General features: G+C 72.4%; 21 protein-coding genes. 5 read left to right on the forward strand and 16 right to left on the reverse strand.

Annotation, left to right across the window (positions count from 1 at the left end; genetic code table 11):
- Window positions 1-89: 89 nt before the first annotated feature.
- The gene (locus ACFYQ5_RS14220; RefSeq protein ID WP_389197356.1) at window positions 90-1,016 is read left to right on the forward strand and encodes a LysR family transcriptional regulator; all 927 of its coding nucleotides are present in this window, start codon (window positions 90-92) and stop codon (window positions 1,014-1,016) included.
- A 20-nt stretch (window positions 1,017-1,036) separates the two neighbouring features.
- Here ACFYQ5_RS14220 and ACFYQ5_RS14225 read toward each other — a convergent pair whose 3' ends face one another.
- Genes ACFYQ5_RS14225 through ACFYQ5_RS14240 form a run of 4 tightly spaced genes read right to left on the reverse strand, consistent with a single transcriptional unit; the run spans window position 1,037 to window position 5,694 of the window.
- The gene (locus ACFYQ5_RS14225; protein ID WP_389197358.1) at window positions 1,037-2,077 is read right to left on the reverse strand and encodes a hypothetical protein; all 1,041 of its coding nucleotides are present in this window, start codon (window positions 2,075-2,077) and stop codon (window positions 1,037-1,039) included.
- An 11-nt stretch (window positions 2,078-2,088) separates the two neighbouring features.
- The gene (locus ACFYQ5_RS14230) at window positions 2,089-3,021 is read right to left on the reverse strand and encodes an N-acetylneuraminate synthase family protein (protein ID WP_389197360.1); all 933 of its coding nucleotides are present in this window, start codon (window positions 3,019-3,021) and stop codon (window positions 2,089-2,091) included.
- Window positions 3,022-3,049: 28 nt separating this feature from the next.
- Complete coding sequence (locus ACFYQ5_RS14235) at window positions 3,050-4,288, reverse strand: cytidylyltransferase domain-containing protein (protein WP_389197362.1); 1,239 nt, start codon at window positions 4,286-4,288, stop codon at window positions 3,050-3,052.
- Window positions 4,289-4,308: 20 nt separating this feature from the next.
- Window positions 4,309-5,694 carry a DUF6716 putative glycosyltransferase gene (locus ACFYQ5_RS14240; RefSeq protein ID WP_389197363.1) on the reverse strand — a complete coding sequence of 462 codons (1,386 nt, stop codon included), beginning with the start codon at window positions 5,692-5,694 and terminating at the stop codon, window positions 4,309-4,311.
- A 208-nt stretch (window positions 5,695-5,902) separates the two neighbouring features.
- Between ACFYQ5_RS14240 and ACFYQ5_RS14245 the strand changes: the two genes are divergently transcribed.
- The gene (locus ACFYQ5_RS14245; protein ID WP_389197365.1) at window positions 5,903-6,886 is read left to right on the forward strand and encodes a glycosyltransferase family 2 protein; all 984 of its coding nucleotides are present in this window, start codon (window positions 5,903-5,905) and stop codon (window positions 6,884-6,886) included.
- The gene (locus tag ACFYQ5_RS14250; RefSeq protein ID WP_389197367.1) at window positions 6,883-8,241 is read left to right on the forward strand and encodes a polysialyltransferase family glycosyltransferase; all 1,359 of its coding nucleotides are present in this window, start codon (window positions 6,883-6,885) and stop codon (window positions 8,239-8,241) included. Before ACFYQ5_RS14245 ends, ACFYQ5_RS14250 begins: the two co-directional genes overlap by 4 nt.
- Before the next feature lie 35 nt (window positions 8,242-8,276).
- Here the strand turns inward: ACFYQ5_RS14250 and ACFYQ5_RS14255 are convergent, their stop codons facing one another.
- The 5 genes from ACFYQ5_RS14255 to ACFYQ5_RS14275 are packed head-to-tail and all read right to left on the reverse strand — an operon-like array spanning window position 8,277 to window position 15,463.
- Complete coding sequence (locus tag ACFYQ5_RS14255) at window positions 8,277-9,371, reverse strand: acyltransferase (RefSeq protein ID WP_389197369.1); 1,095 nt, start codon at window positions 9,369-9,371, stop codon at window positions 8,277-8,279.
- A 56-nt stretch (window positions 9,372-9,427) separates the two neighbouring features.
- Window positions 9,428-11,803 carry a polysaccharide pyruvyl transferase family protein gene (locus tag ACFYQ5_RS14260; RefSeq protein WP_389197370.1) on the reverse strand — a complete coding sequence of 792 codons (2,376 nt, stop codon included), beginning with the start codon at window positions 11,801-11,803 and terminating at the stop codon, window positions 9,428-9,430.
- On the reverse strand, window positions 11,800-13,089 hold the full coding sequence (locus ACFYQ5_RS14265) for a hypothetical protein (protein WP_389197372.1): 1,290 nt from the start codon (window positions 13,087-13,089) through the stop codon (window positions 11,800-11,802). Before ACFYQ5_RS14265 ends, ACFYQ5_RS14260 begins: the two co-directional genes overlap by 4 nt.
- 58 nt (window positions 13,090-13,147) lie before the next feature.
- Entirely contained in the window at window positions 13,148-14,494 is a 1,347-nt protein-coding gene (locus ACFYQ5_RS14270) for a polysialyltransferase family glycosyltransferase (RefSeq protein WP_389197374.1), read from the reverse strand.
- A 3-nt stretch (window positions 14,495-14,497) separates the two neighbouring features.
- Complete coding sequence (locus ACFYQ5_RS14275; RefSeq protein ID WP_389197375.1) at window positions 14,498-15,463, reverse strand: glycosyltransferase family 2 protein; 966 nt, start codon at window positions 15,461-15,463, stop codon at window positions 14,498-14,500.
- A 185-nt stretch (window positions 15,464-15,648) separates the two neighbouring features.
- Between ACFYQ5_RS14275 and ACFYQ5_RS14280 the strand changes: the two genes are divergently transcribed.
- Window positions 15,649-16,107 (forward strand): MarR family winged helix-turn-helix transcriptional regulator, encoded by a 459-nt coding sequence (locus ACFYQ5_RS14280; protein WP_389197376.1) that lies wholly within the window; start codon window positions 15,649-15,651, stop codon window positions 16,105-16,107.
- Between the two features lie 12 nt (window positions 16,108-16,119).
- Here the strand turns inward: ACFYQ5_RS14280 and leuE are convergent, their stop codons facing one another.
- Entirely contained in the window at window positions 16,120-16,779 is a 660-nt protein-coding gene (leuE, locus tag ACFYQ5_RS14285; RefSeq protein ID WP_389197378.1) for a leucine efflux protein LeuE, read from the reverse strand.
- Between the two features lie 159 nt (window positions 16,780-16,938).
- Window positions 16,939-18,528: a methylmalonyl-CoA mutase gene (locus ACFYQ5_RS14290; protein ID WP_389197380.1), complete on the reverse strand. Its 1,590-nt coding sequence runs from the start codon at window positions 18,526-18,528 to the stop codon at window positions 16,939-16,941.
- A 261-nt stretch (window positions 18,529-18,789) separates the two neighbouring features.
- Between ACFYQ5_RS14290 and ACFYQ5_RS14295 the strand changes: the two genes are divergently transcribed.
- Window positions 18,790-19,701 (forward strand): L,D-transpeptidase family protein, encoded by a 912-nt coding sequence (locus ACFYQ5_RS14295; RefSeq protein WP_389197382.1) that lies wholly within the window; start codon window positions 18,790-18,792, stop codon window positions 19,699-19,701.
- A gap of 177 nt (window positions 19,702-19,878) precedes the next feature.
- Here ACFYQ5_RS14295 and ACFYQ5_RS14300 read toward each other — a convergent pair whose 3' ends face one another.
- From ACFYQ5_RS14300 to ACFYQ5_RS14320, 5 genes are all read right to left on the reverse strand, one after another.
- Window positions 19,879-20,919, reverse strand: coding sequence for a hypothetical protein (locus tag ACFYQ5_RS14300; RefSeq protein WP_389197384.1), 1,041 nt, complete (start codon window positions 20,917-20,919; stop codon window positions 19,879-19,881).
- On the reverse strand, window positions 20,919-21,602 hold the full coding sequence (locus tag ACFYQ5_RS14305; RefSeq protein ID WP_389197386.1) for an RNA polymerase sigma factor: 684 nt from the start codon (window positions 21,600-21,602) through the stop codon (window positions 20,919-20,921). The genes ACFYQ5_RS14300 and ACFYQ5_RS14305 overlap by 1 nt, the downstream gene beginning before the upstream one ends.
- A 500-nt stretch (window positions 21,603-22,102) precedes the next feature.
- Window positions 22,103-22,705, reverse strand: coding sequence for a hypothetical protein (locus ACFYQ5_RS14310; RefSeq protein WP_389197489.1), 603 nt, complete (start codon window positions 22,703-22,705; stop codon window positions 22,103-22,105).
- A gap of 124 nt (window positions 22,706-22,829) precedes the next feature.
- On the reverse strand, window positions 22,830-23,336 hold the full coding sequence (locus tag ACFYQ5_RS14315; RefSeq protein ID WP_389197388.1) for a hypothetical protein: 507 nt from the start codon (window positions 23,334-23,336) through the stop codon (window positions 22,830-22,832).
- 142 nt (window positions 23,337-23,478) lie between these two features.
- A complete protein-coding gene (locus ACFYQ5_RS14320) occupies window positions 23,479-25,065 on the reverse strand; it encodes a family 20 glycosylhydrolase (protein WP_389197390.1) in 1,587 nt (528 codons plus the stop codon).
- Between the last annotated feature and the right edge of the window lie 119 nt (window positions 25,066-25,184).

A 25,184-nucleotide genomic window follows, 5' to 3' on the forward strand; every position in this document is an offset into this window, starting at 1 on the left:
TAGGGCGAGGCGATACATTCCACCAGCGACTGGATTGCATGGAAACCATGCGTCAGGAGAATGGGTCGGACGAAGGAGAGGTGTGGCTTGTGTTCGAGATCGATGCGCTGCGGCTGCTGGTGGCGGTGGCCGGGACAGGGTCCTTCACCAAGGCGGCGGCCGGCCTCAACTACACGCAGTCGGCGGTCTCCCGGCGCATCGCGTCGCTGGAGCAGGAGGCGGGCGGGCCGCTCTTCGAGAGGCTTCCGAGAGGCGTACGGCTGAACCCGGCGGGCCGCGCCCTGTACCGCCACGCCGTGGACGTCCTCGACCGCCTGGCACGTGCCGAGCAGGAACTGACCGTGCTGCACACGGGACACGGTGGGCTGCTGCGCGTAGGGGCGTTCTCCACCGCCAACGTCTCGCTGATGCCCGCCGCCCTGCGGAAGTTCCGGAAGGCCAGGCCCGATGTCGAGGTCATCGCGGTCGAGGGCCGCAGCGCCATGCTGACGACACGGCTGGCTGACGGGGCGCTGGACCTGGCCGTGGTCAGCGACTACCCGTCCGGACTGCCCTCCGCCGACGGGGTCACCACGACGCCGCTCTGCGAGGACGAACTGCTGGTCGCCCTCCCACGCGATCACCGTCTGGCCCGTGCCGACGTGATCGATCTGTGCGAACTGCGCGACGAGGCCTGGTTGCAGGACGCGTACGGGGACCGCCCCACGATGCTCGCCGACGCCTGCGCGCGGGCGGGCTTCGCCCCCAGGAAGGTCGTCCGGATCGGGGAGTGGACGGGGAAGTTCGGGTACGTGGCGGCAGGGCTCGGGGTCGCGCTGATCCCCTCGCTGGCCGCCTGGGCGGTGCCGGACGGACTCGTGCTCGTCCGGCTCACCGACCCCGCGCTGCGCCGGGCCCTGCACATCGCGCTGCCCGCCGCCCCGTTGGCGGCGGCGCTGACGTTGCGCGATCTGCTGCTGGACGGCGGCCACCCGCAGCAGGCCGTGCCGGACGGCCGGGGCGCCGACCCCGTGTGAGGGCCCCGACGCCCGTCGGCTCAGCCCTCCGCGACCGCCGTGGCCCGCCACGGGGCCAGCCGCTGCACGTCCTTGGCCGTCTCCGTGACTCCGCTCAGGAAGCCCTGGGCGCGCGGGGAGGCCGTGTCGCGGAGCCACTCCGGCGCTATGTCGCACACGGCGACCTTCACGCCCGTGCCCACCAGGGCCAGCGGGAGGGTGTGGACCACCGTGGACGGGAAGCTCAGGACCGTGTGGCCGATGGGGCCCCTGCGGGCGATGAGTTCCAGGGGAAGGTCGGGGCGAACGATCTCCAGGCCGGTGGCGGATTCCAGGGCGTGGAGCTTGTCCGCGGACTCGCGGCGGTGGGCGAAGTAGCGGGTCGCGCCGTGGGCGCGGGCCAGGGTGGTGACCGCCTCCTCGTACGGGACCGGGTCGACCACGCCCGTCTCCACCAGGGAGGTGCCGACCAGGTCGGCCCCCTTGGTGATCAGGGGCGGGCCGAAGCGCTCCCGGGTCCAGGCGAAGGTGTTCGCCGTGACGTCGACGCCCTCGGGGGCCTCCACCGGCATGGCGGTGAACACCTCGACCGTGCGGGTCGCCGACGGGGTGAAGCTGCGGCGGGCCGCGGAGCTGACCGGAGCCAGGAGCAGCTCGCGCGGGCCCCCGCTCCCCCGGCGGTGCCAGCGCACCAGGCGCTCACCCCGGGCCAGCTGGGCGACGAACTCCATGGTGGCGGTGCCGTCGTCGACCACCGTGATCCGGCGGGCGCGGACCAGGCTGAGGAGCAGTTGCACGTACCGGGAGAACGGGTCCCCGATGACGATGCGGTCGGCCTTGCGGATCAGGCCGGTCAGCGCCCGCAAGGCCTTCAGAGGCGCGCCGGTGTCCCCGCGCGCCTCCTGCCAGCGGACGGTGATGCCCTCGTCGCGGGCCAGCTCCGCCATCCTGCGCAGCTGTCCGCGCGACATCGGGTCGACCGGGGGGAGGATGACGACCGTGGTGTCGGGTCCTCCCCGGGTGTGGGTCCACTCCAGGACGTTCAGGAGCTGGACCGGGCTCTCGACGAAGGCGAGGTTCACCGGTCGGCCCGTCAGACCGTGACCGGCTCGGCGGCCGGCGCGTTCTCGGTCTCGGCGACGACGCCCGCGACCCGGCGGAGCTTCTTCATCGGGCCGAGCTCCGACTCGTACACCTTCTTGACGCCGTCACCGAGGGACTCCTCGATGGTGCGGATGTCACGGACGAGGCGCGTGAGGCCCTGCGGCTCGACGGAGGCGGCCTGGTCGGAGCCCCACATGGCGCGGTCCAGGGTGATGTGGCGCTCGACGAACGCGGCGCCCAGCGCGACGGCGGCGAGGGTCGTCTGCAGGCCGGTCTCGTGGCCGCTGTAGCCGATCGGGACGTTCGGGTACTCCTGCTGCAGGGTGTTGATGACCCGCAGGTTGAGCTCCTCGGCCTTCGCCGGGTACGTCGAGGTGGCGTGGCAGAGCAGGATGTTGTCGCTGCCGAGGACCTCGACCGCGTGCCGGATCTGCTTCGGCGTCGACATGCCGGTGGAGAGGATGACGGTGCGGCCGGTGGCGCGCAGCGAGCGGAGCAGCTCGTCGTCGGTGAGGGAGGCGGAGGCGACCTTGTGCGCGGGGACGTCGAACTTCTCGAGGAAGGCGACGGCCTCGGTGTCCCACGGGGAGGCGAACCAGTCGATGCCGCGCTTGGCGCAGTGCTCCGAGATGGCGGTGTACTCGGCCTCGCCGAACTCGACGCGGTGGCGGTAGTCGATGTACGTCATCCGGCCCCAGGGGGTGTCGCGCTCGATGTCCCACTGGTCGCGCGGGGTGCAGATCTCCGGGGTGCGCTTCTGGAACTTGACCGCGTCGCAGCCGGCTTCGGCGGCCGCGTCGATCAGGGCGAGGGCGTTGTCGAGGTCACCGTTGTGGTTGATGCCGATCTCACCGGTGATGTAGACGGGGTGGCCGGGGCCGGCGGTGCGGGTGCCGAACGTGCGCAGACGGGAGGTGCTCATGGTGGTGCTTCCTTACGTGGTGGGGACGTTACTTGGTGGGGGTGCTGGTGGTTTCGGTGGAGAGGGTGGGGCCCAGGAGCCAGGTCGCGATCTCGCGGATGGCGCCGGAGCCGCCGGGCTGTGCGGTCACGGCGCGCGCGGCGGCGCGCACCGAGTCGTGGGCGCTCGCCACGGCGACGGGCCAGCCCGCCAGGCCGAAGCAGGCCAGGTCGTTGACGTCGTTGCCGACGTAGAGCACGCGGTCGGGAGCGACGGAGTGCTCCTCGCACCACTGCTTGAGTGCCAGGTCCTTGCGGTCGATGCCGTGCAGGACCGGGACCTGGAGCTTGCGGGCGCGGGCGGCGACGACCGGGTTCTGTTCCGTGGAGAGGATCAGGAGCGGTACGCCGGCCCGGCGCAGGGCGGCGATACCGAGGCCGTCCCCGCGGTGCACGGAGACGATCTCGCGGCCGTCGGAGTCGATGAGGACGCGGTCGTCGGTCTGCGTGCCGTCGAAGTCGAGGACCACGGCGTCGATGTCCGCCAGGGTGGGCAGCGGCGAGGGGTCCAGGAGCGGCGCGAGCGCACGGGCGCGGGCCAGGTCGTGCGGGTCGTCGATCTCCAGCACCCGGGCGGGGTCGGTGGGGACGAGCGCGGTGTGGCCGAAGAAGCGGTGGCGGTGGGTGCGGAAGCCCTCGACGTCCATGGCGTACGCGGCGCCGGTCTCCAGGTAGTCCTGGGGCCGGTCCTGGCGGCGGGGGCGTACGGCCTTGTCGTGGTTGACGCCGTAGGTGTCGTCCTCGACCGGGCTGCCGTCACGCCACACGAAGCCGTGGAAGGGGGCCACCGTGACCGCGGTGTCGGCGCCTTCGCGGGTGACCGCGGCGGCGACGCCGTCGATGTCCTCGCGGGTGATGAAGGGGCTCGTGCACTGGACCAGGAGCACCACGTCGGCCTTGCGGCCGTGCGAGGTCGTCTCGTAGGTGTGCAGGGCGTGCAGGACCGCGTCCTCGCTGGTCGCCGTGTCACCGGCGATGGCGGCGGGACGCTGCACGCAGTGCAGCCTGGCCTCCTCCCCCAGTGCCTCCGCCGCGGCCCTGGCCGCGGCGGAGATGGCCGGGTCGTCGGTGGTGACGACGACGTCCGTGACCTCGGGCGAGGAGAGGCAGGCGCGGACGGCTCGGGCGACCAGCGGTACGCCGCCGACGCGGGCGAGGTTCTTCGCGGGCACGCCCTTGGATCCGCCGCGGGCGGGGATCACTGCGAGGACGGTGGGGGGCGGGGTCATGGTTGCTCCTGAATCGGTGGTCACAGCTCGCCCATCCGCCGGATCACGGGGGCGACCCGCTGGACGCCGTGGCGGTAGGCACCGCGTGCCGCGTTGCGTACGGTTTCGCGGACCACGCCCCGGACCCGGCCCGTCTCCTTGGGCGTGACGGCGCCCGGCAGGGGGTGGCCGTCGGGGCCCAGGTGGTAGCGGGCGAGGATGCCGGGGAGGTATCCGGGCGCGGTGGCGGGGGTGTAGTAGGGGGCGAGGCCGGGGAGCGGCCCGGCGTCGAGCAGGGCCGCGACCCGGGCGCGGGCGGTGTCGTAGGCCGCCCCGTAGGTGCCGTCGGCGGCGACGCCCTGGCCCGCGAGCCATTCCTCGTCGGGCTCGGGGCGGAGGCCGCCGTCGAGGTGGTCCCAGGACGTGATCAGTCCCGATCCGATGAAGTGGTGGTTGCCGAGGGCCTCGCGCACGCCGAGGTCGGAGAGGATCGCGGTCGGGATCCGCCGGTGCAGGGACTCCAGCGCGGCGGTCGAGGACACGGTGACCAGCAGGTCGGTGCGGTCCAGGACCTCACCCATGTGCCCGTACACGAGGCTGAAGTTGGGCGGCAGGCCGCCGGGGATCCGCTCGGCGAGCCGCTGGTAGGGCAGCTCCTCGATGTGTGTGGTGTGCTCACCCGGCTTGGAGCGCAGCTTCAGCAGCACCTCGCGGCCGGGGTGCAGCCGGGCGTGCTCGACGAGCCGGCGCAGCAGGTACGTGCGGTCGGCGCGGGATGCCGGTACGGAGGGCTGGGCGGCGAACACGACGGTGTCGCGGCCTTCCTGCTCCCGGTGCGGCTCCCCGCCGAGGAACGGCAGGGCGGCCTCCGTGACGGACGACGCGTCGGCGCCGACCCCTTCGTACACCGCGCGGAAGCGCTCCCCGTCGTGGCGGGAGTTGGCGAGGACGATGTCCGCGCCGTGGCGCAGCAGGAGCCCGTCGGCGAGCTTCTCGTAGACGACGCCGACATAGCCCGTGACGACGACGGGCCTGCGGGGCAGGTCCAGTGCGGCCAGGCCGTGCAGCATCGCCTGGACCGCGCCGCCGACGAGGGCGAGGACCACGACGTCGTACGCCTCGTCCCGCACCGTGTGCAGGAACTCGACGGCCGTCACCTCGCGCACCCGGCCGGCGTCGATCCCGACCTCGCCGACCTCGGCGAGCTGGCGGGGCGTCGGGGTGGCCCGGCCGCGTAGCAGCAGTCCGCTGATCTCGACGGGGCGCTCCGTCGCGCCGGCCTCCGGGGCCGTGGAGAGGCGGCGCGCGGTGAGCGCACCCCATTTCCAGCGGGTGTCGGAGTCGGCGAGCACGGCTATGCGGAGGGCCGCGCGGTCGGCTGCTGGGGTATCGGCCTGAGCGGCCGTGTCATCGGTACGGGGGGGCACGTCGTAAAAGCTAGGAAGCCATTTCGATCCGTGGCCCAACGTGGTGGCAACAGATGGTTAACAGCCGGTCGACGGTTGGGGATTCGGGCCGCCGAACAGATGAAACAGCCCGGAAAACGGCCCGGTTCACTTTCCTGCCGCGTGTCGTTCACTTTCCGTACGGACAGGGGTCAAAGCAAAGGCCGGGGCCACCCCTAGCGTGATGCGGGTGGTTAAGCTCTCCGTCATCGTGCCGTTCTACAACGTCCAGGCATACGCCCCCGACACGCTCAGAAGCCTGCGGGCCAATACCCGCGAGGACTTCGAGTTCATCCTCGTCGACGACTGTTCGACCGACGGGACACCGGATCTCCTGCGCCGGGCCGAGGACGGCATCGAGGGGGTGGTCGTGCGCAGACACGAACGCAACTCCGGTCTGGCCACGGCCCGCAACACCGGTCTGGACGCGGCCCGCGGCGAGTACATCGCCTTCCTGGACGGAGACGACTGGCTCGCCCCCGGCCACTACGCCCGTCTGCTGGCCCGGACCGAGGCCCTGAGCTGCGCGTTCGTGCGCACGGACCATGTCCAGGTCACCGGCACCTCCCGTACGGTGCGCCGCGTCCCGCACGGCCTGCGCGGGGTGGTGAGCGACCCCCGGGACGCGATCCTGCCCGCCGACCGGACGACGTCCGTCGACTACGCGTTCGCCTGGGCGGGGCTCTACCACCGCAGCCTGCTGGACCGGGGTCTGCTGCATTTCACCGACGGGCTGCGCACCGCCGAGGACCGGCCGTGGATCTGGCGGCTGCACCGGGAGGCGGAATCCTTCGCGGTCCTGGGAACGCTGGGGCATTTCTACCGGAGGGGTGTCGCGTCCTCCCTCACCCAGATCGGCGACGAACGCCAGCTGGATTTCATCCGGGCTTACGACCAGGTGCTGTCCGAGACCGCGGCGGACCGCGACGCGGACACACTGATGCCGAAAGCGGTACGGACCTACTGCGCCGTCATCTCCCATCACGTCGGAGCGATCGGGAAATTCGAACCGGACGTGGCCCGCACCCTGAAAGCACTCGCTGCGACGGCTCTCGGAAACATGCCCCGGCGTGTACTCGACGACGTCCTGGACTCCATGGACACCGAACGGGCGACCCTGCTGCGCAAGCTGCGCCGCCGGTCCGCCACCACCGAGGGAGCGGCTGCCGCGTGACCACCCAGATCTTCGTCGCCTCCAGCCTCCACGGCACGGCCGTGCTCGCGGCGGCACTCGACGCCGGCTGCTTCGAGGGCTCCGGCCGCGCGGAGGGACCCGCCCGCCGCATCCTGCTGCTCAGCGACGACACGGCGATCCCCGAGGCCACGGTCCCGATCGACGCGATGCCCGGTTTCGGACGGCTGCGCACCCGCTTCGACGAGGTGCGCTCGTGGAACGACGCCGTCTTCCCCCTGCACCCGAGCGCCTGGACTCCCCGCGCCGACGACGTGCCCCTGTGGGAACGCCACCTGCGGCGCGCGTGGGACCTGGGGGACGAGGAGGTCGAGCTGGCGCTGGAGTCCCCGCACGCCGCCCCCGCCCAGGCGGTGGTCCAGATCTTCACCGGCGGACCGGTGACCGTGTACACGGTGGGCCTGACCGGCTACGGCCCGACCGGCGGCAAGATCCCGCCCCTGATCGGCACCCGGGTACGGCGGCTGCTCCACCCGGACCTGCTCCCCGGCCTGAAGCCGCTGCTGCTGGGTGAGTTCGACGCCGTACCCCACCCGCTGCCCACCCCGGCCCTGCTGAAGGTCTACGCCGAACTGGCGGACGCCTCACCGGAGTTCGACGTACCCGAGGGGGCCGCGCTCCTGCTTCTCCCCGAGGCGGGCACGCTGCCCGCCGCCGAGGAGGCGGAGCTCCACCTGCGGATGGTCCGCGGCACGGCCGCCCTCGGTCACACCCACCTGGTGCTCCAGCCCCACCCCGACGGGCCCGCGCCCGTCACCCCGGCCCTGCGGGCGGAGGCCGCACGCCTCGGCGTCGAACTGACGCTGCCGCACTCCGGCCTGTCCGGCGCCCCGGTCCCGGCCGAGGTCCTCTACGAACGGCTGCGCCCCGCGCTCGTCGTCGGCTGCTCCTCGACGGCGCTGCTCACCGCCGCCGCGTACTACGGCCTGCCGGTGGCCAGGACCGGGACCGGAACCCTCCTGGAGCGCCTCACCCCGTACGAGAACCCGGCGAGGATCCCGGCCACGATCGTCGACGCCCTGCTGCCCGACCTGGCCGAACCCGCCGCCGTGTCGGATCAGTCCCCGTTGACCGAGGCCACCGTGGCGGAGGCCCTCGACGGACTGTTGCCCGCCGTCGCCTTCGCGATGCAGCCGCGCGTCCGGCCGGACTTCCGCCCGGCCGCCGAGCGCTATCTCTCCGCGCACCTGAACACCCGGACCTGGCGCTACTTCAAGCGCCGCCGCCTGGGCTCACTGGCCCTCCCCGGCGTGGTCCCCGCGCGCCTCGCCTTCGTCCGCCGCAACGCCACCCTGCGCCGGATCGCACGCCGCGCCCGCGCCCTCAAGCGCCGCTGACCGCCGGGGCCGGGCCCGAGGGCCGGGCCCCGGGCTCAGCCCAGCAGTCGCGTCAGGCCGAGGCGGGTCCACAGCATGGCCGCCCCGAAGGAGAGGGCTGTCGTGGCGGCGGTGACGGCGAGGGCCAGGACCGCCGCCACCGGCAGGGTGAGGTCGGCGTCGACCAGTACGTCTGTGAGGACGCCCAGCACCAGCACATGGATCATGTACGCGCCGAACGACGCGCCCGCCAGGCGGGTCAGGGCCGGGCGCAGGCGCTCCGGGACGCGCAGCCGGTGCAGGGAGAGCAGCACACCGGCACTGAACAGGGCCACCAGGACGCTCGCGTACGGGATCGCGTAGTGCACCTCGTGCTGGTACGCGATGATCGCGGCCAGGAACGCGCCCGCCGGGAGCAGCCACCACAGGCTCCGCCCGCCGAACGTACCGGCGGGCAGCGCGAGGACGAGGGCGCCGAGGACCGCGTAGATCAGCTGGTACGGACCGAAGCCCCAGCCGAAGCGCGGCAGTTCCAGGTCCGTGACCCGGGCGAGATCGCCGAACAGGGACGGAGCGGCCCCCAGGGCGAGCAGGGCGACACCGAGGCCCCACGGACGCTTGCCCGACTTCACCAGGGCGGCGAAGGCCAGGAGCATGATCACGGGGATGTAGGCGTACAGGTACCAGAGGTGGTAGGCAGGGCGCACCGAGGCGAACAGCGCGTCGAACGCCAGCTCGGTGGCCGGGGCGTCGTTGGTGTCGCGCAGCCGGCCCCAGGCCACGTAGAGCAGGGTCCACACGGCGAGCGGCACCAGGATCCGTACGATCCGCTGCCACAGCTGCCGGCCGTCCCGGACCGGGGCGCCGACGAGGACGACCCATCCGGCGATCGCGAAGAACAGCGGTACGGCGAAGCGGCCTGCCGAGTCCGCCACCAGGCCCGCCCAGTAGGTGCCGGGACCGTTCGCGGCCTCGCGGCCCGCCGTGTTCACGAACGCGGAGCCCGTGTGGCAGAGGATCACGCCGACGGAGCAGAGCAGCCGGATCAGATCGATGTCGTACCGGTGTTCGCGGCGCGGGCGGGCTTCGGGGGCGGGCTGCGGGGACTGCGCGGTGACAGGTGCGCCGGCCGGGGAGACAGAGGAAGGCATGGTCAACGAAGGCTATGAACGCGCGGGCTCCGGGTGAACTCCGCCCAGGTGAACAGTCACTTCGTCCGGGTGTCCGGCAGGTGAAGGCTCCGTGCCGGCTCGGCGGCACGGGGGCCGGGGACACGCGGGCCCTCGGGGAACGGGTCCGGCAGCCCGAAGAGGTCCCGGAGCTCGGCGAGGTTGGCGCGGGTGACCGACCACAGGTGCTCCTGCCGGCCGTGTACGTCGGCCACGGCTGCCCCGTGGTCGTCCAGCACGGCCGCCGCCCGCTCGGCGAGGCGGGCGCCCAGCGACCGGTCGTGGACGGACACTCCCCAGTCGGGGCGGTCCAGGTCGGAGAGGAAGTAGGCGAGCTTGGGGTGCGAGACCAGGCTGATGATCGGTGTGCCGCAGCCGAAGGGGATCATTCCCGCGTGGCCGCGCATGCCGATCACCAGGCGCGTGCGCCGGTAGAGCTCGCGGATGCGGTCGTTGGAGAACAGGTACAGCGGTTCCACCGGGAGGGCGATGCCGTGTTCCCTGCGCAGGTCGTGGACGAACTTCTCGTCGGCCGGCATGTGGGCCGCGTAACGGACCTCCGCGCGCTCGCCGATGGCACGTACGGCGGTTGCCGTCTCGGCCAGGAAGTGGCCGTAGTCGTGGCCGAAGCGCAGACCGGCGCGGTCGTACGCGCAGTTGACCAGCACGGTGTCGTCCCGGCCCGCACCGTCGTCCGGTCCGGGGTCGAGATGGCGGGCCACGGTCGTGGGGCAGGGCTGGTAGCGCACCCGGTCCCGCAGCTCCTCCGGCAGGAGTTCCCTGACCCGGTCCACGGAACCCTGGTTGCGCAGCCCGAAGAAGGCCGACTTCCCGACCAGGGCGCGCAGACTCGCCGCGAAGCGCTCCCGGCGGTAGCGCTGGCCGTCGAAGACGTTGTAGCCGACCGCGAAGACGGCGAGCGGCGCGGTGATCCGGTCCAGGACGTCGTCGGGGATGTTCCACTGCCAGCCGCTGTTGCTGTTGGGCGCGGTGTCCGGGAGGAAGAGCCCGCCACCACCGACGACGATGCCGCGCCGGGCGTTCAGCTCCTCCAGGGCGGGCTCGTCGACCAGCAGGTGCACGGACCGCTCGTGCCAGCGGCCGGGCCCGGTGTCGGGGCCGAAGCACATCCGCACGGCTTCGGGGAGCACCTTGTCGCCCGCGTTCTCCTGGCCGTCGGCGAACAGGGCGACGTGGGCGAGCTGTTCGGCCGCCGACGCCGGGCCGGCGTCCCGGGCGGTGACTGCGGCGGGGCGCGTACGGACGTACCAGGCATGGCAGTTGCCGTCGGCCGGGTCGGCGTCGAGCCCTTCTCGGGCATAGGCGTGCGCGTCTTCGTTCCGGCCCAGCAGCCAGGCGAGCCGTGCGAGCTGGCCGTAGGCGCGGGCGGCGAAGTCCGGGGACACGGTGGCCAGGAGGAGGTGCGCCTCGGCCTCCTCGTAGCGGGACAGGGCCATCAGACTGATGCCCAGCGTCTCGTGGCAGCGCGGCAGGTCGGGCCGGTCGGCCACGGCTGCGCTCAGCAGGGCGACGGCCTCCTCGTAGCGGCCCTGCTGCCGGTGCACCTCGGCGACCTGGCGGACCAGGTCCACCGGCGCACGCCCCCCTTCGGGGAACGGCAGGGCGCAGTGCAGGAGCAGTTCGGGGTGCTTGGGGCCCGGCAGGACGCGATAGGCGGCGCGGAACGCCTCGTCGTCCAGTTCGTAGCGCTCACGCGCCGCGCGCGCCGGGGCGGAGGGCGTGCGGTCCTCGCCGAAGTGCAGGACGACGGTGCTCTCGGGCACGGCGGTGTCGTCGTACAGCCGGTCGGCCGGGAAGTCGTAGCGGGAGCCGAGGGGTTCGAGGAGTCCGGCCGCCGTCAGCGCGCGGTCCACCGTGTCCTCACCGCCTTCGGCCAGCGCGTCCAGCACGGCGTCCGTCACGTCCTGGCGCTGGATCACCAGCAGCCCGTCGTCCCGCACGGTCCGTTCGCCGCCGGGGCCCGGCTGCGGCACGGCGGCCACTCCGGTGCGGAGGGTCAGCAGCGGCAGGAGGGAGCCGAGCACGACCATGCCGGGACCGAGGGCGATCACGGTGTCGTAGCCGGCCGCCCGGAAGACGTCGAGACGGCTCCCCGCGGCACGCGGGACGATGCGCGGGTGCAGCCGGCGGGCGGCGTCGAACGCGGAGTCGGGCAGCCCGGGGTGCAGGAGGAGGAAGTCCTCGCAGACGGCCGGGTCCGCCAGCGCGAGGCTGCGCAGCAGCACCAGGAGTCCGGGCATCCGGTCCTCGTCGGCGTACGCGGCGAAGGCGATCCGGCGCTTGCCGGTGACGGCGCGCCGGTCGTCGGCGTCGGGCCGGTCGGGCGCGGCGGACGGTCCGGGCGCGGCGGGCTCGGCGCGTCTGCCGTCGGTGGGCTCGGCGGGGCTGTTCATCGCAGCGCGGTCCTCATCTCGGTCTCGTCCTGGTGTGTCGCGCGGGCCGTGACCCACTCCCGCTCGCGCGGCGGCAGCTGCCCGGGGAGTCCGAAGCCGATGAGGTCCAGGCGGTCGGCCGCGTCCAGGAAGTCCAGGAGCCGGAGCACGGTGAACGCGGTGCCGGTCCGAGGGCCCCAGTCGCCCTCGCCGAGCAGCGCGGGATCGTCCAGGGGACGCCGCAGCGTGGCGTCCCCGATGTGGTCCTGCGCGCCGGCGACCAGGCGGGCGCGCAGCGAGCGGCGCCACTGCGGGAGCGGGTCGCCGAAGACCAGCCGGGTGCCCGCCCGGCGGTCCCAGGCCGGGCCCGTCCACGGGGTGTCCCCCCGCAGGGTGACCGCGTGCAGGTCGGTGCGCCGGGCGGCGGCCGGAAGGGTGTCGCAGCGCACCACCAGGTCGTATCCGTCGATCAGCTTGCCGAGCGGGCTGCCGGGGATCTTCTCCTCGTCGGCGATCCGGGCCGCGCCGGCGACCAGGCAGACGGAGCGGCCGGCGACCAGGCGGCGCAGTCCGGTGACCCCGAGCGGCTCAACGCCGCCGAGCAGGGGGTCGGCCATCCTGTCCCGGTCCAGCAGCCGGCGGTAGGCGGCGTACAGGGCGGTGAGCCGGCGGACGGCCGGGTCGGCCGTGCCGCCGCCCTCGGCGGTCCGCCGGCGTACCACGTCGGCGAAGGCGGTACGCGCCTGCCCTGCGGGCGCGTCGTGCAGCGCCCGCAGGGCGGCGCCGTCGTCGCCGGGGAGCATTCCGGCGGCCTCGTCCAGACAGGCGCGGAGGTCCTTCAGGGTGGCGATCCGGCGCACGACGTCCTCGGCCGACGCCGGGTTCTGCTGGAGCGCCAGATGCCGTTCGTACGCGTCCACCGCCTCGTCGCGGCGGCCCAGCGCGTCCGACGCGCTGCCGCGCAGCCGCCACGCGCCCTTGGACCTGGCCCGCAGTCCGGTGGCCTCGACGGCGATGTCCAGGGCGAGGCGGGTCTCCGCCTCGCCGTCGGCCTCCAGGGCGCGCTGCCCGGTGCGGAGCAGGGCGTCGAACAGGTCGTCCCCGTCGGTACCGCAGGCGGCGGTGAGGCCACCGATGGCGGAGACCAGCCGGGTCTGCCGGGCGTCGTTCATGGGACCGCCCGCGGCGAGGCCCGCGAGGTAGTCGCCGCACAGGCGCAGGGCGGCCGCGGGCTCCGGCCGCGCCGTACCGCCCTGCCCGGTTCTCGCCCGTACCGCCTTGAGCAGCCCCGTGAAGGTCTGGCCCATGCTCGTTCCGCCGTTCTGTCATCAGTGGCCGGGCCGGGGGACACGCCCCGGCCCGGGATCAGAGGCCCAGGCTGCTGCGGGTACGCCGTACCGTGCGGCGCAGCCGGATCGCCGCTCCGCGCGGCCCGCCGCCGGGCAGGGTGAGCTTCTGCAGGCGACGCCGCTTGAAGTAGTACTGCGTACTGGTGTCGAGATGGACCCGCAGCCAGGACTCGGCCTCGGCACGGAGCGTCGGGTGGAGCCCGGACTGCATGCAGTAGCCGACCGTCCGGACCAGCGGCGCGAGGGATTCCGGTGCCACGGACGGGAGTTCGGGCACGGGCTCGCCGGCCTGCTCGTCGAGGTCGGGCACGAGGTGGTCGACGATCGTCAGCGGGATGCGGTTGCTGTTCTCGTACGGGGTGATGCGGTCGAGGACGAGACGGGTGCCGACGCGGGCGACGGGAATGCCGTAGTACGCGGCGGCCGTGAACATCGCGGTCGAGAAGCAGCCGACGACGAGCGTGGGCGCGCACCGCTCGTAGAGGGTCTCGGCGAGCAGCGGGCTGTCCAGCGTGGTCAGCCGCACCCCCAGTGCGGCGGCCGCGTCGTCGAGCGCCCTGGAGTAGCGGGCCGGAGCGGTGGGGTGGGGCTTGAAGAGGATGGAGGTGTGGCCGGCCCGTGCCGCGCCGCGCAGCATGCGCAGGTGCAGGTCCTCCTCCTCCTCGGCCGTGAGGATGTTCAGGGCCGCGAGGTACTGGCCCAGAAGCACGGCGGTGGGCGCCTCGGCCTCGGCCTCCGTGAGCCGGCGGTCGCCTTCCGCCGCTGCGGCGATCTCGCCGAGGACCTTGCGGAAGGCGTCGTTCGGGACGAGCTCGGGCTCGACGCCGGACTCGGCGAGGAGGAGCGGGCGCAGTCCCGGTACGAGATCCAGGTGGAGCACCCGCTGGACGCGGCAGGCGATGGAACGCGGCACCTTGTTGCGGGTCGGGCCGTAGCTCATCAGGCCGTCCGCGTAGACGTGCACGGCGCTCTCGGAGAAGATCGCGGCCAGCGCGCGGGCCGGGTTGACCTGGATGGATTCGACGGCGAGGTCGACGGGCGCGTCGGGAGCGATGCCCCAGGCGAGGCGGAAGGCGCGCTGCCAGAGCTCGGTCTCCTCGGCGCGCGGGCCCCAGCCGCTCGGGTGGTGCGGGCTGATGGCGTCGTTCCAGTCGACGACGGAGTCGAAGCGGGCGGCGATGTCACCGTAGCCACGCATCTCCTCCAGCCGGAGGGCGGTTTCGGGGATCGCCGCGTTGTTGGAGACGAGCAGGACGCGATGGCTGTCCTGCCCGGGCCCGAACTGGCCGGCGTCCAGCGCCGCCGCGAGCGTGGCCGCCCCGTACAGGGTCGAGACCTGGAAGATCTGGGTGCGCGTGGGCATGGGTCAGGCGGCCTTCTGCTTGTCACGCAGGCGGTTGAGCACAGTGCTGCGCCTGGTGTCCATCATCGTCAGGGTGTGGTCGAGGACCTGCTGCGGCATGCGGTGCAGCGCGGCGGCCGACTCGTGGCGCAGACGCCGGAACGTGGCGGGTTCGTACGCGTCCGCCTTCTCGTTGTGGAAGGCGATCATCGCGCAGTAGGTGCGGACCGCCTTGGGGAGGAGGAGCTCCGCGTCCGGGTCCTCGCGGATCTCGTCGAGCAGCGTGTCGTAGGCGGGGAAGAAGTCCAGCTGGCGGGAGTCCTTGATCTGCGTCAGGGACGTGGTGACACCGCGCCGGTAGAAGATGCCGTACAGGTTCAGCGCCGCGTAGCTGCGGGCCCGCAGGTGCAGCTGCCAGATCCACAGCCGGTCCTCGGCGGTGCGCAGCCGCTCGTTGAAGCGGTGGCCGCCGTCCTCGAAGAGCCGCCGGTGATAGACGCCCGCCCATACGAAGGGGTAGTCGACCATCGTCTCCCATTCGGGGGCCGCGATGCCCTCGCGCGGGTCCAGCACGGTGTCACGGAGCCGGGCGGGCGCGCGGCGTACGACGCGGCTGGTGCCCGTGGCCTGGACATGGTCGGTGCGGGCGAAGTCGCAGTCCAGCTCGGCGGCGGCGTGCAGCAGCCGGCCCAGGTGGCCCGGGGCGTACCAGTCGTCGCCGTCGAGGAAGGTGACGAAGTCGCCGCGGGCCGCGTCGATGCCGCTGTTGCGGGCGGACGCGATGCCCACGTTCTTCTCGTGCCGGATGACCTCGGCGTGCGGGAGTCTGTCCGCCCAGCGGTCGATGACGGCCGGGGTGTCGTCCGTGGAGCAGTCGTCGATCAGCAGGAACTCGATGTCCGGGCCCGCGTTACGGGCAAGACTGCCCAGCGTCGTGTCGGCGAAGGCGCCGACATTGTGGAACGGAACGACAACGGACAGTTTCGGCACGCGGGCCCTCACCTTCGATCATGGTCCGCACACGCTAGTGACACGGGTGAAGGAGCGGGTGTCCACCGGCCCGACGAACGGTGAACTCTGGGCGTCGCCGGGGTGACCTCCGCCGGGGAGCCGCCCCATGGACACCACAGACAGGCCTTGACCTCAACCTTGACTGAGGTCCTACGGTCCAGGGCATGGACTACTCACATGACGACGCGGGACTGGCACGGCAGCCCATCGGCTACTGGAGCTGGGCCGCCCACGAGGCGACCGTGACCCACATCCGGGCCGCACTGGCCGAACACGGACTCACCCAGCCCCCCTGGTGGGTCCTCAACCAGCTCACCGAAGCGGACGAACGGGGCCGTCCGCGCGCCGAAGTGGTCGCGATGCTCCGGGGTTATCTGAACGTCGGCGACTCACTGGAGCCCGAGATCGACACCCTGATCGCCCAGGGCCTGGTCACGGAGGACCCCACCACGCGCCTGCGACTCACCGCCGAAGGACACGCGCTGCGTGCCAAGGCCTTCGAACGGGTCAGCAGGGCGAGCGCGGAGATCCACGCCGGGATCCCCGACGAGGAGTTCGTCGCCGCACTCAAGGTCCTCCAGCGGATGATCCACAACGTGGGCGGCAAGGCCTGGCACCACTGACCACCGCCACGCTCACACGCTGCTGAACGACAGCTTCGCCGCGAACCCGAGGAACAGCACACCCGCCGCCGACGTGGCCCCCGCCGACAGCCGCTTACGGCGGCGGAAGGCGGCGGCCAGGCGGGTGCCGCCGAATATCAGCGCCGAGAGGTACAGGAAGCTGCCGATCTGCAGCAGCGTGCCCAGCAGCAGGAAGGAGAGCCCCGGATAGGCATAACCCGGATCGACGAACTGCACGAAGAAGGAGATGAGGAACAGGATCAGCTTGGGATTGAGCAGGCTGACCACGAGCGCACGACGGTAGGGCCGCTCCGCCTCTGTCGCGGGCGCCCCGCCCTCGTCCGCCAGACCGGCCATCCGCTGGTGCCGCTCGCGCCACATCGACAGGGCCGTCCGCATCATCCCGATCGCCATCCAGGTCAGATATCCCGCGCCGGCGAACTTGACGACGCTGAAGAGCAGGGGCGTCGTCTGCAACAGGGAGGCCGCGCCCAGCGCGGACAGCGTCATCAGGATCGTGTCCCCCGTCCACACCCCGGCGGCGGCCACATAGCCGGTGCGCACCCCGCGTCTGGCGGCGACGGAGAGCACGTACAGCGAGTTCGGCCCCGGCAGCAGAATGATCAGCACCAGGCCGGCGAGATAGGTCGGAAGATCGGTCACACCCAGCATGAACGGAGTGTCGCACGCGGGTGCGACACTCCGTCCGGTCGTTCCGGAATGCGGCGGATCAGTCCTGGTCACGGGCGGTCCTCGCCGCGGATCAGTCCTCGTCGCCGTCCAGCAGACGGCCCACGGCCGGCTGGACATCACCCCTGGGGGGGCGGCCCCTCAGAACGCGTCGGTCGGGACGTACGCGCCCCAGACCTCCCGCAGCGCGTCGCAGACCTCACCCACCGTGGCCCGCGCCCTGAGCGCGTCCTTCATCGGGTGGAGCACGTTGGCTGTGCCCGCGTCACTCCCCGCCGCCCTCTTCAGCTCGGCCAGCGCCGCGTCCACCGCTCCCTGGTCACGTTCGGCGCGGAGCTTCGCCAGGCGGGCCGCCTGCTGGGCCTCGATCGCCGGGTCGACGCGCAGCGGCTCGTACGGCTCCTCCTCGTCGAGGCGGTAGCGGTTGACGCCGACGACGACGCGCTCACCGCTGTCCGTCTCCTGCGCGACGCGGTAGGCGCTGCGCTCGATCTCGCTCTTCTGGAAGCCGCGTTCGATGGCGTCGACCGCGCCGCCCATCTCCTCGACCTTGAGCATCAGTTCCAGCGCCGCCGCTTCGACGTCGTCGGTCATCTTCTCCATGACGTACGACCCGGCGAAGGGGTCCACCGTCGCCGTCACATCGGTCTCGTACGCGAGGACCTGCTGGGTGCGCAGGGCGAGGCGGGCGGACTTGTCCGTCGGCAGGGCGATGGCCTCGTCGTAGGAGTTGGTGTGCAGCGACTGCGTGCCGCCGAGGACCGCGCCCAGGCCCTGCACGGCGACCCGGACCAGGTTGACCTCGGGCTGCTGGGCCGTGAGCTGCACGCCGGCGGTCTGGGTGTGGAAGCGCAGCATCAGGGACTTGGGGTTCTTCGCTCCGAACTCCTCCCGCATCACCCGCGCCCAGATGCGGCGCGCGGCACGGAATTTGGCGACCTCCTCGAGGATCGTCGTACGGGCGACGAAGAAGAAGGAGAGCCGCGGCGCGAAGTCGTCCACCTCCATGCCGGCCGCGACGGCGGTGCGGACGTACTCGATGCCGTCCGCGAGGGTGAAGGCGATCTCCTGCGCGGGCGAGGCACCCGCCTCCGCCATGTGGTAGCCGGAGATCGAGATCGTGTTCCACTTCGGGATCTCGGCCTTGCAGTACTCGAAGATGTCGGCGGTCAGCCGCAGCGAGGGCTTCGGCGGGAAGATGTACGTGCCCCGGGCGATGTACTCCTTGAGCACGTCGTTCTGGATCGTGCCCGTCAGCCGGCCGGCCGGTACTCCCTGCTCCTCGGCGACCAGTTGGTAGAGAAGGAGGAGGAGCGCCGCAGGGGCGTTGATCGTCATCGAGGTGGAGACCTCGTCCAGCGGGATCCCGCTGAAGAGGACGCGCATGTCGTCGATCGAGTCGATCGCCACGCCGACCTTGCCGACCTCACCGGAGGCGATCGGGGCGTCCGAGTCGTATCCCATCTGGGTGGGCAGGTCGAACGCGACGGACAGGCCCGTCGTGCCGTTGGCGATCAGCTGCTTGTAGCGGGCGTTGGACTCGGTGGCCGTGCCGAATCCCGCGTACTGGCGCATCGTCCACGGCCGGCCCGTGTACATGGTGGGGTAGACACCGCGTGTGAAGGGGAAGGCACCCGGGGCGCCCAGCTTCTCCTCGGCCCGCCAGCCGTCGAGCGCCTCCGGCCCGTACACCGGCTCGATGGGCAGTCCCGACTCGGACTCACGCGTCATCTGCTGTGCCTCCCGCTCAAGCCATTCATCGGTAACACGCCTCGCGACGGACTCCGGCGGCGGCGCCACGGCCTGCGGGAGCCCTGTGCCGGGACCTTCCTCACAGCACTACCACGAGGTCCGGACGCACACTTCCCCTCACGCGCAGGATTCGGCAACCGTGCGGGACGGGAATTCGTCTCATGAGACATCCGCGCCGCGCCACGGGTCACGCACAACGGGCCGGGCACGGCCCGCGACGGGCGAGCCGGAGGGAAGAGCATGAGACGCACACGGACGAACAGGTACGCGCGCAGAGTACGCACGGCGGCCGTGGCAGCCGTCGGCGTACTCGCGCTGGCCACGCTGACGGCGGGCTGCGAGGTCGAGAAGGTGGGGGCGGCGGAAGCCTCCGCACTCCCCGCGAAGACCTCCCCGCCCCCCGCGTCGCCACGCCCCATATCCCCGCGCCCCACGGACGACGCCAAGCCGGGCAGCGGATCGCCGAGCCCCTCGGCCACTCCCCCACGGACGCCGAGCGCACGGCCCTCTCCGGAGCCCAGCACCCTGATGTCCGTCGGCGACCGCGGCAAGCGGGTACGGGAGCTCCAGGCCAGGCTGCGCCAGATCGGCCACTTCGGCCGCAGCCCCACCGGCTACTACGGCACCACGACCGTCGCGTCCGTCCAGTCCTTCCAGGGCAAGCGGGGCCTCTCCCGCACGGGGAGGACCGACACGGTGACCTGGGAGCGGCTGCTCGCGATGACGCGGCAGCCGACGGCGAAGGAACTCGACCCGCCGGCCGCCGAGCCGACGGCCGCGAAACCCGACGCCCGCTGCATGACGGGCCGGGTCCTGTGCATCAGCAAGAACAGCCGCTCGCTGTCCTGGATGATCGACGGCAAGGTCGTCTCGTCGATGGACGTGCGGTTCGGCTCGCAGTACACGCCCACCCGTGACGGCGTCTTCTCGGTGTACTGGAAGTCCCGCCACCACGTCTCTACGCTCTACGACTCCCCCATGCCGTACGCCATGTTCTTCAGCGGCGGCCAAGCGGTGCACTACTCCTCGGACTTCGCGGCCCGCGGCTACAACGGCGCCTCGCACGGCTGTGTGAACGTACGGGACGAGGGGAAGATCGCGTCGCTCTACGCCCAGGTGCGGAACGGCGACAAGGTCGTCGTCCACTGGTAGACGTGCGAGCGGGTCAGGGGCGCGGGCGGGACCGGGGGAACGTGTCCCGCCCGCGCCGGATGCGCTGAGCCGAAGGTACGGGGGGAACCCCGGCTCTTTCGCGCGGCCGATGACCAGTCGGCACTCACTACTGCGTCGGAGTGCCGGAGAACGTTACAGCTGACGTGTTCCAGCAGGTCAGCGCGTTGCCGAGGGGAGAGCGGAAGGCGTACGCAAGGAGACCGCGGGGAGAGAGCTCTCGCCGTCCCCGTCGTTGTCCGCACCGCTTTCCGCGCCGCCGCTCCCGCCCGTGTCCTTGTCGCTGTCGCCGCTCTTGCCGTCCTCCGCGCCACCGCCGTCACGGTCGTCCGTACCCAGGAGCTGGTCACAGAAGCGGTCCAGATTGGCTTCCCCGTCCGCCAGTTCGAGGAGCCGTCGCTCGTCCGGCCGGCTCAGGGCGTCCGCACGGTAGTCGCGGCAGGCCTTGACCGACTTCTTGTACACCTCGGCCGGGGGCCGTCCGGGCACCTCGCGTCCGTCCGAACCGTTCTCGGCGTCACCGGTGGCGTCGGTGCCACCGGTGACGCTGTCCGGGGCCTCGTCCTCGCGCTCCGTCGCGCCGCCGTCCTGCCCGGTCCGCCCGTCGCTCCCGGCCGTCCCGGCGTCCGGCTCGTCCGCGGCCGCCGGCGGGCTGGGCTCACCGGGCACGGCGGGGGGCAGGGGCGAGGGTTCACTGCCATCGGGCACCTCGACGCCCAGTTCCTCGGGCGACGCGGCCGCGGAGACGGACGTCGCCGGAACCGGCGAGCCCTGGCCGCCGAACGGTGCGGGAAGCATGCCCGTGCCCCCGGCGACCGCCACCCCGCCGAGCGCGCACCCGGCGAGCGAGACGGCAAGGCCGTAGCGCACCGGACGGGTCCAGCGCGGACGCCGGAGCGTGGCCTTGGGCGCCTTCCCCATCCGTACGGTGCGCAGCGCGTCCTGCTGCCCCGCGAGCCCGGCGGGACGCACAGCGCCGGCCCGTTTCCCGGCCAGGGACGCCTCGCGGAAGGCGGCCAGCACGGCGGCCTCGCCGGGCAGTTCGCCATCGGCCGGGCCCGGGGTCCGCAGGGCGAGCACCGCGGCCTCCAGCTGCCGGGCCTCGGTTCTCGCGTGATCGTCGACGGGCTCGACGGACTCGCCACGGAGCAACTTCTCCGCCGCGTCCGCGTCAAGCCACTCCTGCTGCTCGTCGGCCATCACATGTCCTTCTGCGTCCACGGACGCGAATGCGTCACACCGGCGGGCGCCACCGCACCCTGACGGCCAGGGCGTTGCGAGGGTACGGCGCCGAGTTCCGCGCCCGCCGCCGGAATTTCGTCCTCCGAGCCGGGGTCCGCGCCGACCAGCTCCGCCAGCCGCTTCAGTCCGCGGTGCGCGGCGGTGCGCACCGCGCCGGGCCGCTTGCCCAGCGTCCGGGCCGCGCTCTTCGCGTCGAGACCCATCACCACGCGGAGCACGACCGCCTCGGCCTGGTCCTGCGGCAGCTGCGCGATGAGGGACATGGCGCGTCCGGTGGCCAGCGACTCCAGCGCCTCGCTCGCGGTGTCGGACTCGGCGGCCTCGCTCGCCAGTTCACTCTCGTCACCGCCGACAGCGGGGCGCCTTCCCCGCATCCGTATGTGATCGAGCGAGCGGTTGCGCGCTATCCGCGCGGCCCAGCCGCGGAACCGGTCGGCGTCGCCGCTGAACCGGCCGAGGTCACGCGCTATCTGCAGCCAGGACTCGGACGCCACGTCCTCGGCGTCCGAGTCGCCGACCAGCGTCCGTATGTAGCCCAACAGCCGTGGGTGCACGGCGCGGTACACAGTCCGGAAGGCGTCTTCGTCCCCGTCCTGTGCCGCGAGCACCGCGGCGGTCAGCTCCGCGTCGTCCCCCAGCACTTCCTCAACCCGCCCTGCTGATTCGAATCGTAGCTGGTCACCACTACTGCGCCACCCTGCGCGACTCAGCACGCTACGTGGTCGGACGGTGTCCCGTCCATGACTTGTACAACCCGCAACTGTCTCCTGACCCAGGGCGGTGTGACAGAAAACGCACCCGTGGCGCTGAGATGAGTACGGGGTCGCTCTGCGGCCCTGTGGAAGACGGCCGGGGCCTCTCCTGTGGGGGGTGGCGGCCCCGGCCGTCGTCCCCTTTCCCCGTCCGCCCAGGCAGAACGCGGGCACCGGGCCCCTCGGATGACCAGCGCGTGGCCGGCGGGGCGCGCTCGAGGTCGGCGGCGCCGACGAGGGCGTGGTCGGGATCAAGGCCCGTCGGTCTTCTCCTCAGCGGTCGGACACGTGACCGCGCATGACCGACAGCGGCCAGGAACAGGCGGGAACACCCAGGTGGTGGCGGCCCCGGTCGTTGTCCCCTCCCCCTCGCGGCGCACCTTCGGACCTCACTCCGGGGACGCGTCACCGGGCCGGCCACGGCCGCGAGCGCGGCGGGACATCACCGCGCGCAGTACCCGACGGCCCTCGGTCGACAGATCCAGGATCCGGCGCAGGCCCGTACCGCCGCCCGCCGGTCCGGCGGTCTCGGCGAGGCTCTCCAGGATCTCGGCCTGGCGGCGGAGTTCTCCCGTGACGAGCGGACCACTGCCGGTGGCACCGCCGGCGCCGTCGGCCAGATGGCGCAGGGACGCCACCGTGCCGTCACCGGCGGGGAAGTCGAACTCCCGGTGGATCTCCAGCGCGAGGAGCGAGCAGGCGTCCGCCCACGCGCGCAGCGGTCCGACGGCGAAGTCCCGGGGGGCCTCGCCGAACAGCACCCGGACGCGCGCCGCCGTGGCGTCGCCCGCTGCGGGGCCTTCCAGCGCCGCGTGTACGGCGTCGAGCCGGGCGGCCCATTCCGCGCCGCTCTCACAGCCCGCCCAGAGCGAGCGCAGCGGCTCCGGCTCGCTCCCGTCCGCCGGCGACGGAAGGCAGCGGTCCAGACAGGCGACCCCGCTCGCCGCCAGACCCCGCTCGTCGGCACCGGCGATCAGCTCCAGCAGACTCATCGACATCGCCCCCATCGGCCCGTCCGGCCCTCGGTCCCCGGGAGCACACCACTCCCGTCACCGCGTACTGCGCCAGATGGCTGAAAAGCGTCACTCGTCCGACACGGGGCATCACAGCAAAGCGTCAGTCCGACAGGCTCTCGACGCCCAGACGGTCCAGAAAAGCGAAGAAAAGCACCTCCGCGGACTGCTCGGGCCGCTCGATACGCAGCAGTTCGAGCAGGGGCCCTTCGAGGACTCCCCGGCCGGATTCGGCCGCCCACTCGACCGCCCGGGCCGCCGCGTCCTCGGGTGGCAGGAAAAGGTCCTCGAGCGCGGTGCCGTCCCGGTCGAGAAGCGCGGCCATCGGTGTCCTGCCGAGGCAGGCGTACCAGGATCCGCTGTACGGCGCCGAGGCCTCGACGGCCACGCAGGCACCGTCCATGACGAAGCCGAGAAGGACCGGCGCCCGCGCGGCGTCGGCCAGCGCGGTCATGCTGCCCAGCGAGGGCTCCGTGGGATGGGACCAGACCTGCCAGCCGTCCGCGCGGTACTCCCGCAGCGTCAGCCGGTCGCGCGCGTCCCGCAACGCCGGGTGGCCGATGAGCGGCTCACCGCTGCGGCCCACCAGATAGCAGCCCCAGAAACCCACCTCATGCTCCCCCCGTGGCACCCGGCTGTCATTCTTCCCGCCCGGCACCACGGGGAAGCGCGAAAACGGGTCAACGAAGCGCATGTGCCGCGCGCCCCTCCCCAGGGCGCGCGGCACATGGAGCCCGGGGAGTGCCCGGACCTCAGCGGACCTCGTCCGCGAGTTCTTCGAACTGCGCCCAGGTCAGCTTCGGCTCCTGCGGGTCCCACAGCTTCTGGGAGACCGCGTTCAGCGGCATCCGGATCCCTTCCGCCACCTGCGCCTGCGTCTGCGCGTTCGGGAAGTCGCCCCAGACCGCGAACCGGCCGCCCAGGATCTGCTTCGAGTAGCGCGCGGCCACCGGCTCGGTACCGCGCAGGACCAGCGGGGTCCACTGCTCGTAGATCCGCTCGCCCGTCGGATACGTGAAGTCGTTGGGCTCGCCGAGCACGTAGTAGAGGAACTCGTCGTTGAGGTTGATCACCTTGCGGCCCTCGGCGAGGTACTCCTGGGGCGGCCGGGCGCCGATCTCCTTGCCGGTCCAGTACTCGACCTCGATGTCCTCGGCCGCGGTGACCGTGCCGCCGCTGAAGAAGCCGTCGTTCCAGGCCTTGGGGATCTTCTCCGCCTCGCGGAGCACCGCCGCCCGGTCGTTCAGCCAGCCCTCCGTGAGGTCCTGGACGGTGGCACCGTCGCCGTGCTTCTCGCGGGCGGCGGCGGCGAGCTGCGGGTAGGAGGCGGCCGGGTCGCTGACCGTCAGCGCCTGGTACTCGTCGGCGCCGACGTGGAACCAGCGGCCGGGGAAGAGCTCGGCGTACTCGCGGAGCAGGTCGTCGACGATCTCGGCCGATTCGGCCTTTGAGATGTCGATGGCCCCCTGGCGGGCGGTGCCCTGGGTGTTGCGCAGTTGCAGATCGGGGTGCGCCTTCAGAACCGCCCCGAGGTGTCCGGGCGAGTCGATCTCGCCGACGACCGTGATGTGGAGGCTCCGGGCGAGGTTCACGATCCGGCGGACCTCCGCCTTGGTGAGGTGCTCCTCGGCGACCACCTCGGGGTGCGAATCGGACTCGATCCGGAAGGCCTGGTCGTCGGAGAAGTGGAGGCCGAGCTGGTTGAGCTTGAGGTCGGCCATCTCGCGCAGCCGGGCCTCGATCCAGTCCGCGGAGTAGTGCTTGCGCGCGATGTCGAGGTTGAGCCCGCGCTGCGGCCGGTCGGGGGTGTCGCGCACCACGCCCTCGGGCACGGTGCTGTCGGTGTTCAGCGACTGCTTGAGGGTGCGGGTGCCGTAGAAGACGCCCGCCTCCCCGGGACCGCTGATCGTGACCCGGTTGTCCTCGGTCTTCAGGGTGTACGACTCCGGGCCGCCCTTGCCCGAGGCCGTGAGCGCCAGCTCGACGTCGCCGGAACGGGCGGACTTCTCGCCCCGGTAGCCGATCTTCAGCTCCTCGGCGAGCAGCTTCGCCTCGTCGGCGAGCTCTGGGTCGGCCGCGACGACCGCACTGTCCTTGGCCGGCTTCCAGCCAGGCCCGCGCGCGGCGGTGTGCTCCCGGACCGCGGGTATCGTCCGCGGCGTCGTGGAGAGCGGGTAGCTCCGGGTGGGCGACGGTGCGGCGGAGGTGCGGGACGACGCGGACGCGCCGTTCCCGGCGCCGGGGCCGGAGCCCTCGGGCCAGACGACGACGGTCAGGGTGACGGCTGCTGCCACCGCGACAGCGGCTCCGGCCACCAGGGGTGCACGTGAAGGCGACATCGGTCAGAAACCTCCGGATCGGGGGATAAACCATGCAAAGAGAGTGAGAAAGTCGGGCATTTCCCCCGCTATTTCGTCCATCAAGCGTTCCGAAACTCTCCCGTCCAGGTGAATTTCTC

It is taken from the genome of Streptomyces sp. NPDC005794 (assembly GCF_042871445.1).
Lineage (GTDB): Bacteria > Actinomycetota > Actinomycetes > Streptomycetales > Streptomycetaceae > Streptomyces.

Bases quoted from the DNA above. Each gene is read 5' to 3' on its own strand.
- ACFYQ5_RS14265 (WP_389197372.1), bottom strand. From the start codon at position 13,089: ATGGGCCAGACCTTCACGGGGCTGCTCAAGGCGGTACGGGCGAGAACC.
- ACFYQ5_RS14320 (WP_389197390.1), bottom strand. From the start codon at position 25,065: ATGTCGCCTTCACGTGCACCCCTGGTGGCCGGAGCCGCTGTCGCGGTG.
- ACFYQ5_RS14295 (WP_389197382.1), top strand. From the start codon at position 18,790: ATGAGACGCACACGGACGAACAGGTACGCGCGCAGAGTACGCACGGCG.
- ACFYQ5_RS14290 (WP_389197380.1), bottom strand. From the start codon at position 18,528: ATGACGCGTGAGTCCGAGTCGGGACTGCCCATCGAGCCGGTGTACGGG.
- ACFYQ5_RS14230 (WP_389197360.1), bottom strand. From the start codon at position 3,021: ATGAGCACCTCCCGTCTGCGCACGTTCGGCACCCGCACCGCCGGCCCC.
- ACFYQ5_RS14270 (WP_389197374.1), bottom strand. From the start codon at position 14,494: ATGCCCACGCGCACCCAGATCTTCCAGGTCTCGACCCTGTACGGGGCG.
- ACFYQ5_RS14310 (WP_389197489.1), bottom strand. From the start codon at position 22,705: ATGAGTCTGCTGGAGCTGATCGCCGGTGCCGACGAGCGGGGTCTGGCG.
- ACFYQ5_RS14255 (WP_389197369.1), bottom strand. From the start codon at position 9,371: ATGCCTTCCTCTGTCTCCCCGGCCGGCGCACCTGTCACCGCGCAGTCC.
- ACFYQ5_RS14300 (WP_389197384.1), bottom strand. From the start codon at position 20,919: ATGGCCGACGAGCAGCAGGAGTGGCTTGACGCGGACGCGGCGGAGAAG.
- ACFYQ5_RS14260 (WP_389197370.1), bottom strand. From the start codon at position 11,803: ATGAACAGCCCCGCCGAGCCCACCGACGGCAGACGCGCCGAGCCCGCC.
- ACFYQ5_RS14280 (WP_389197376.1), top strand. From the start codon at position 15,649: ATGGACTACTCACATGACGACGCGGGACTGGCACGGCAGCCCATCGGC.
- leuE (WP_389197378.1), bottom strand. From the start codon at position 16,779: ATGCTGGGTGTGACCGATCTTCCGACCTATCTCGCCGGCCTGGTGCTG.
- ACFYQ5_RS14235 (WP_389197362.1), bottom strand. From the start codon at position 4,288: ATGACCCCGCCCCCCACCGTCCTCGCAGTGATCCCCGCCCGCGGCGGA.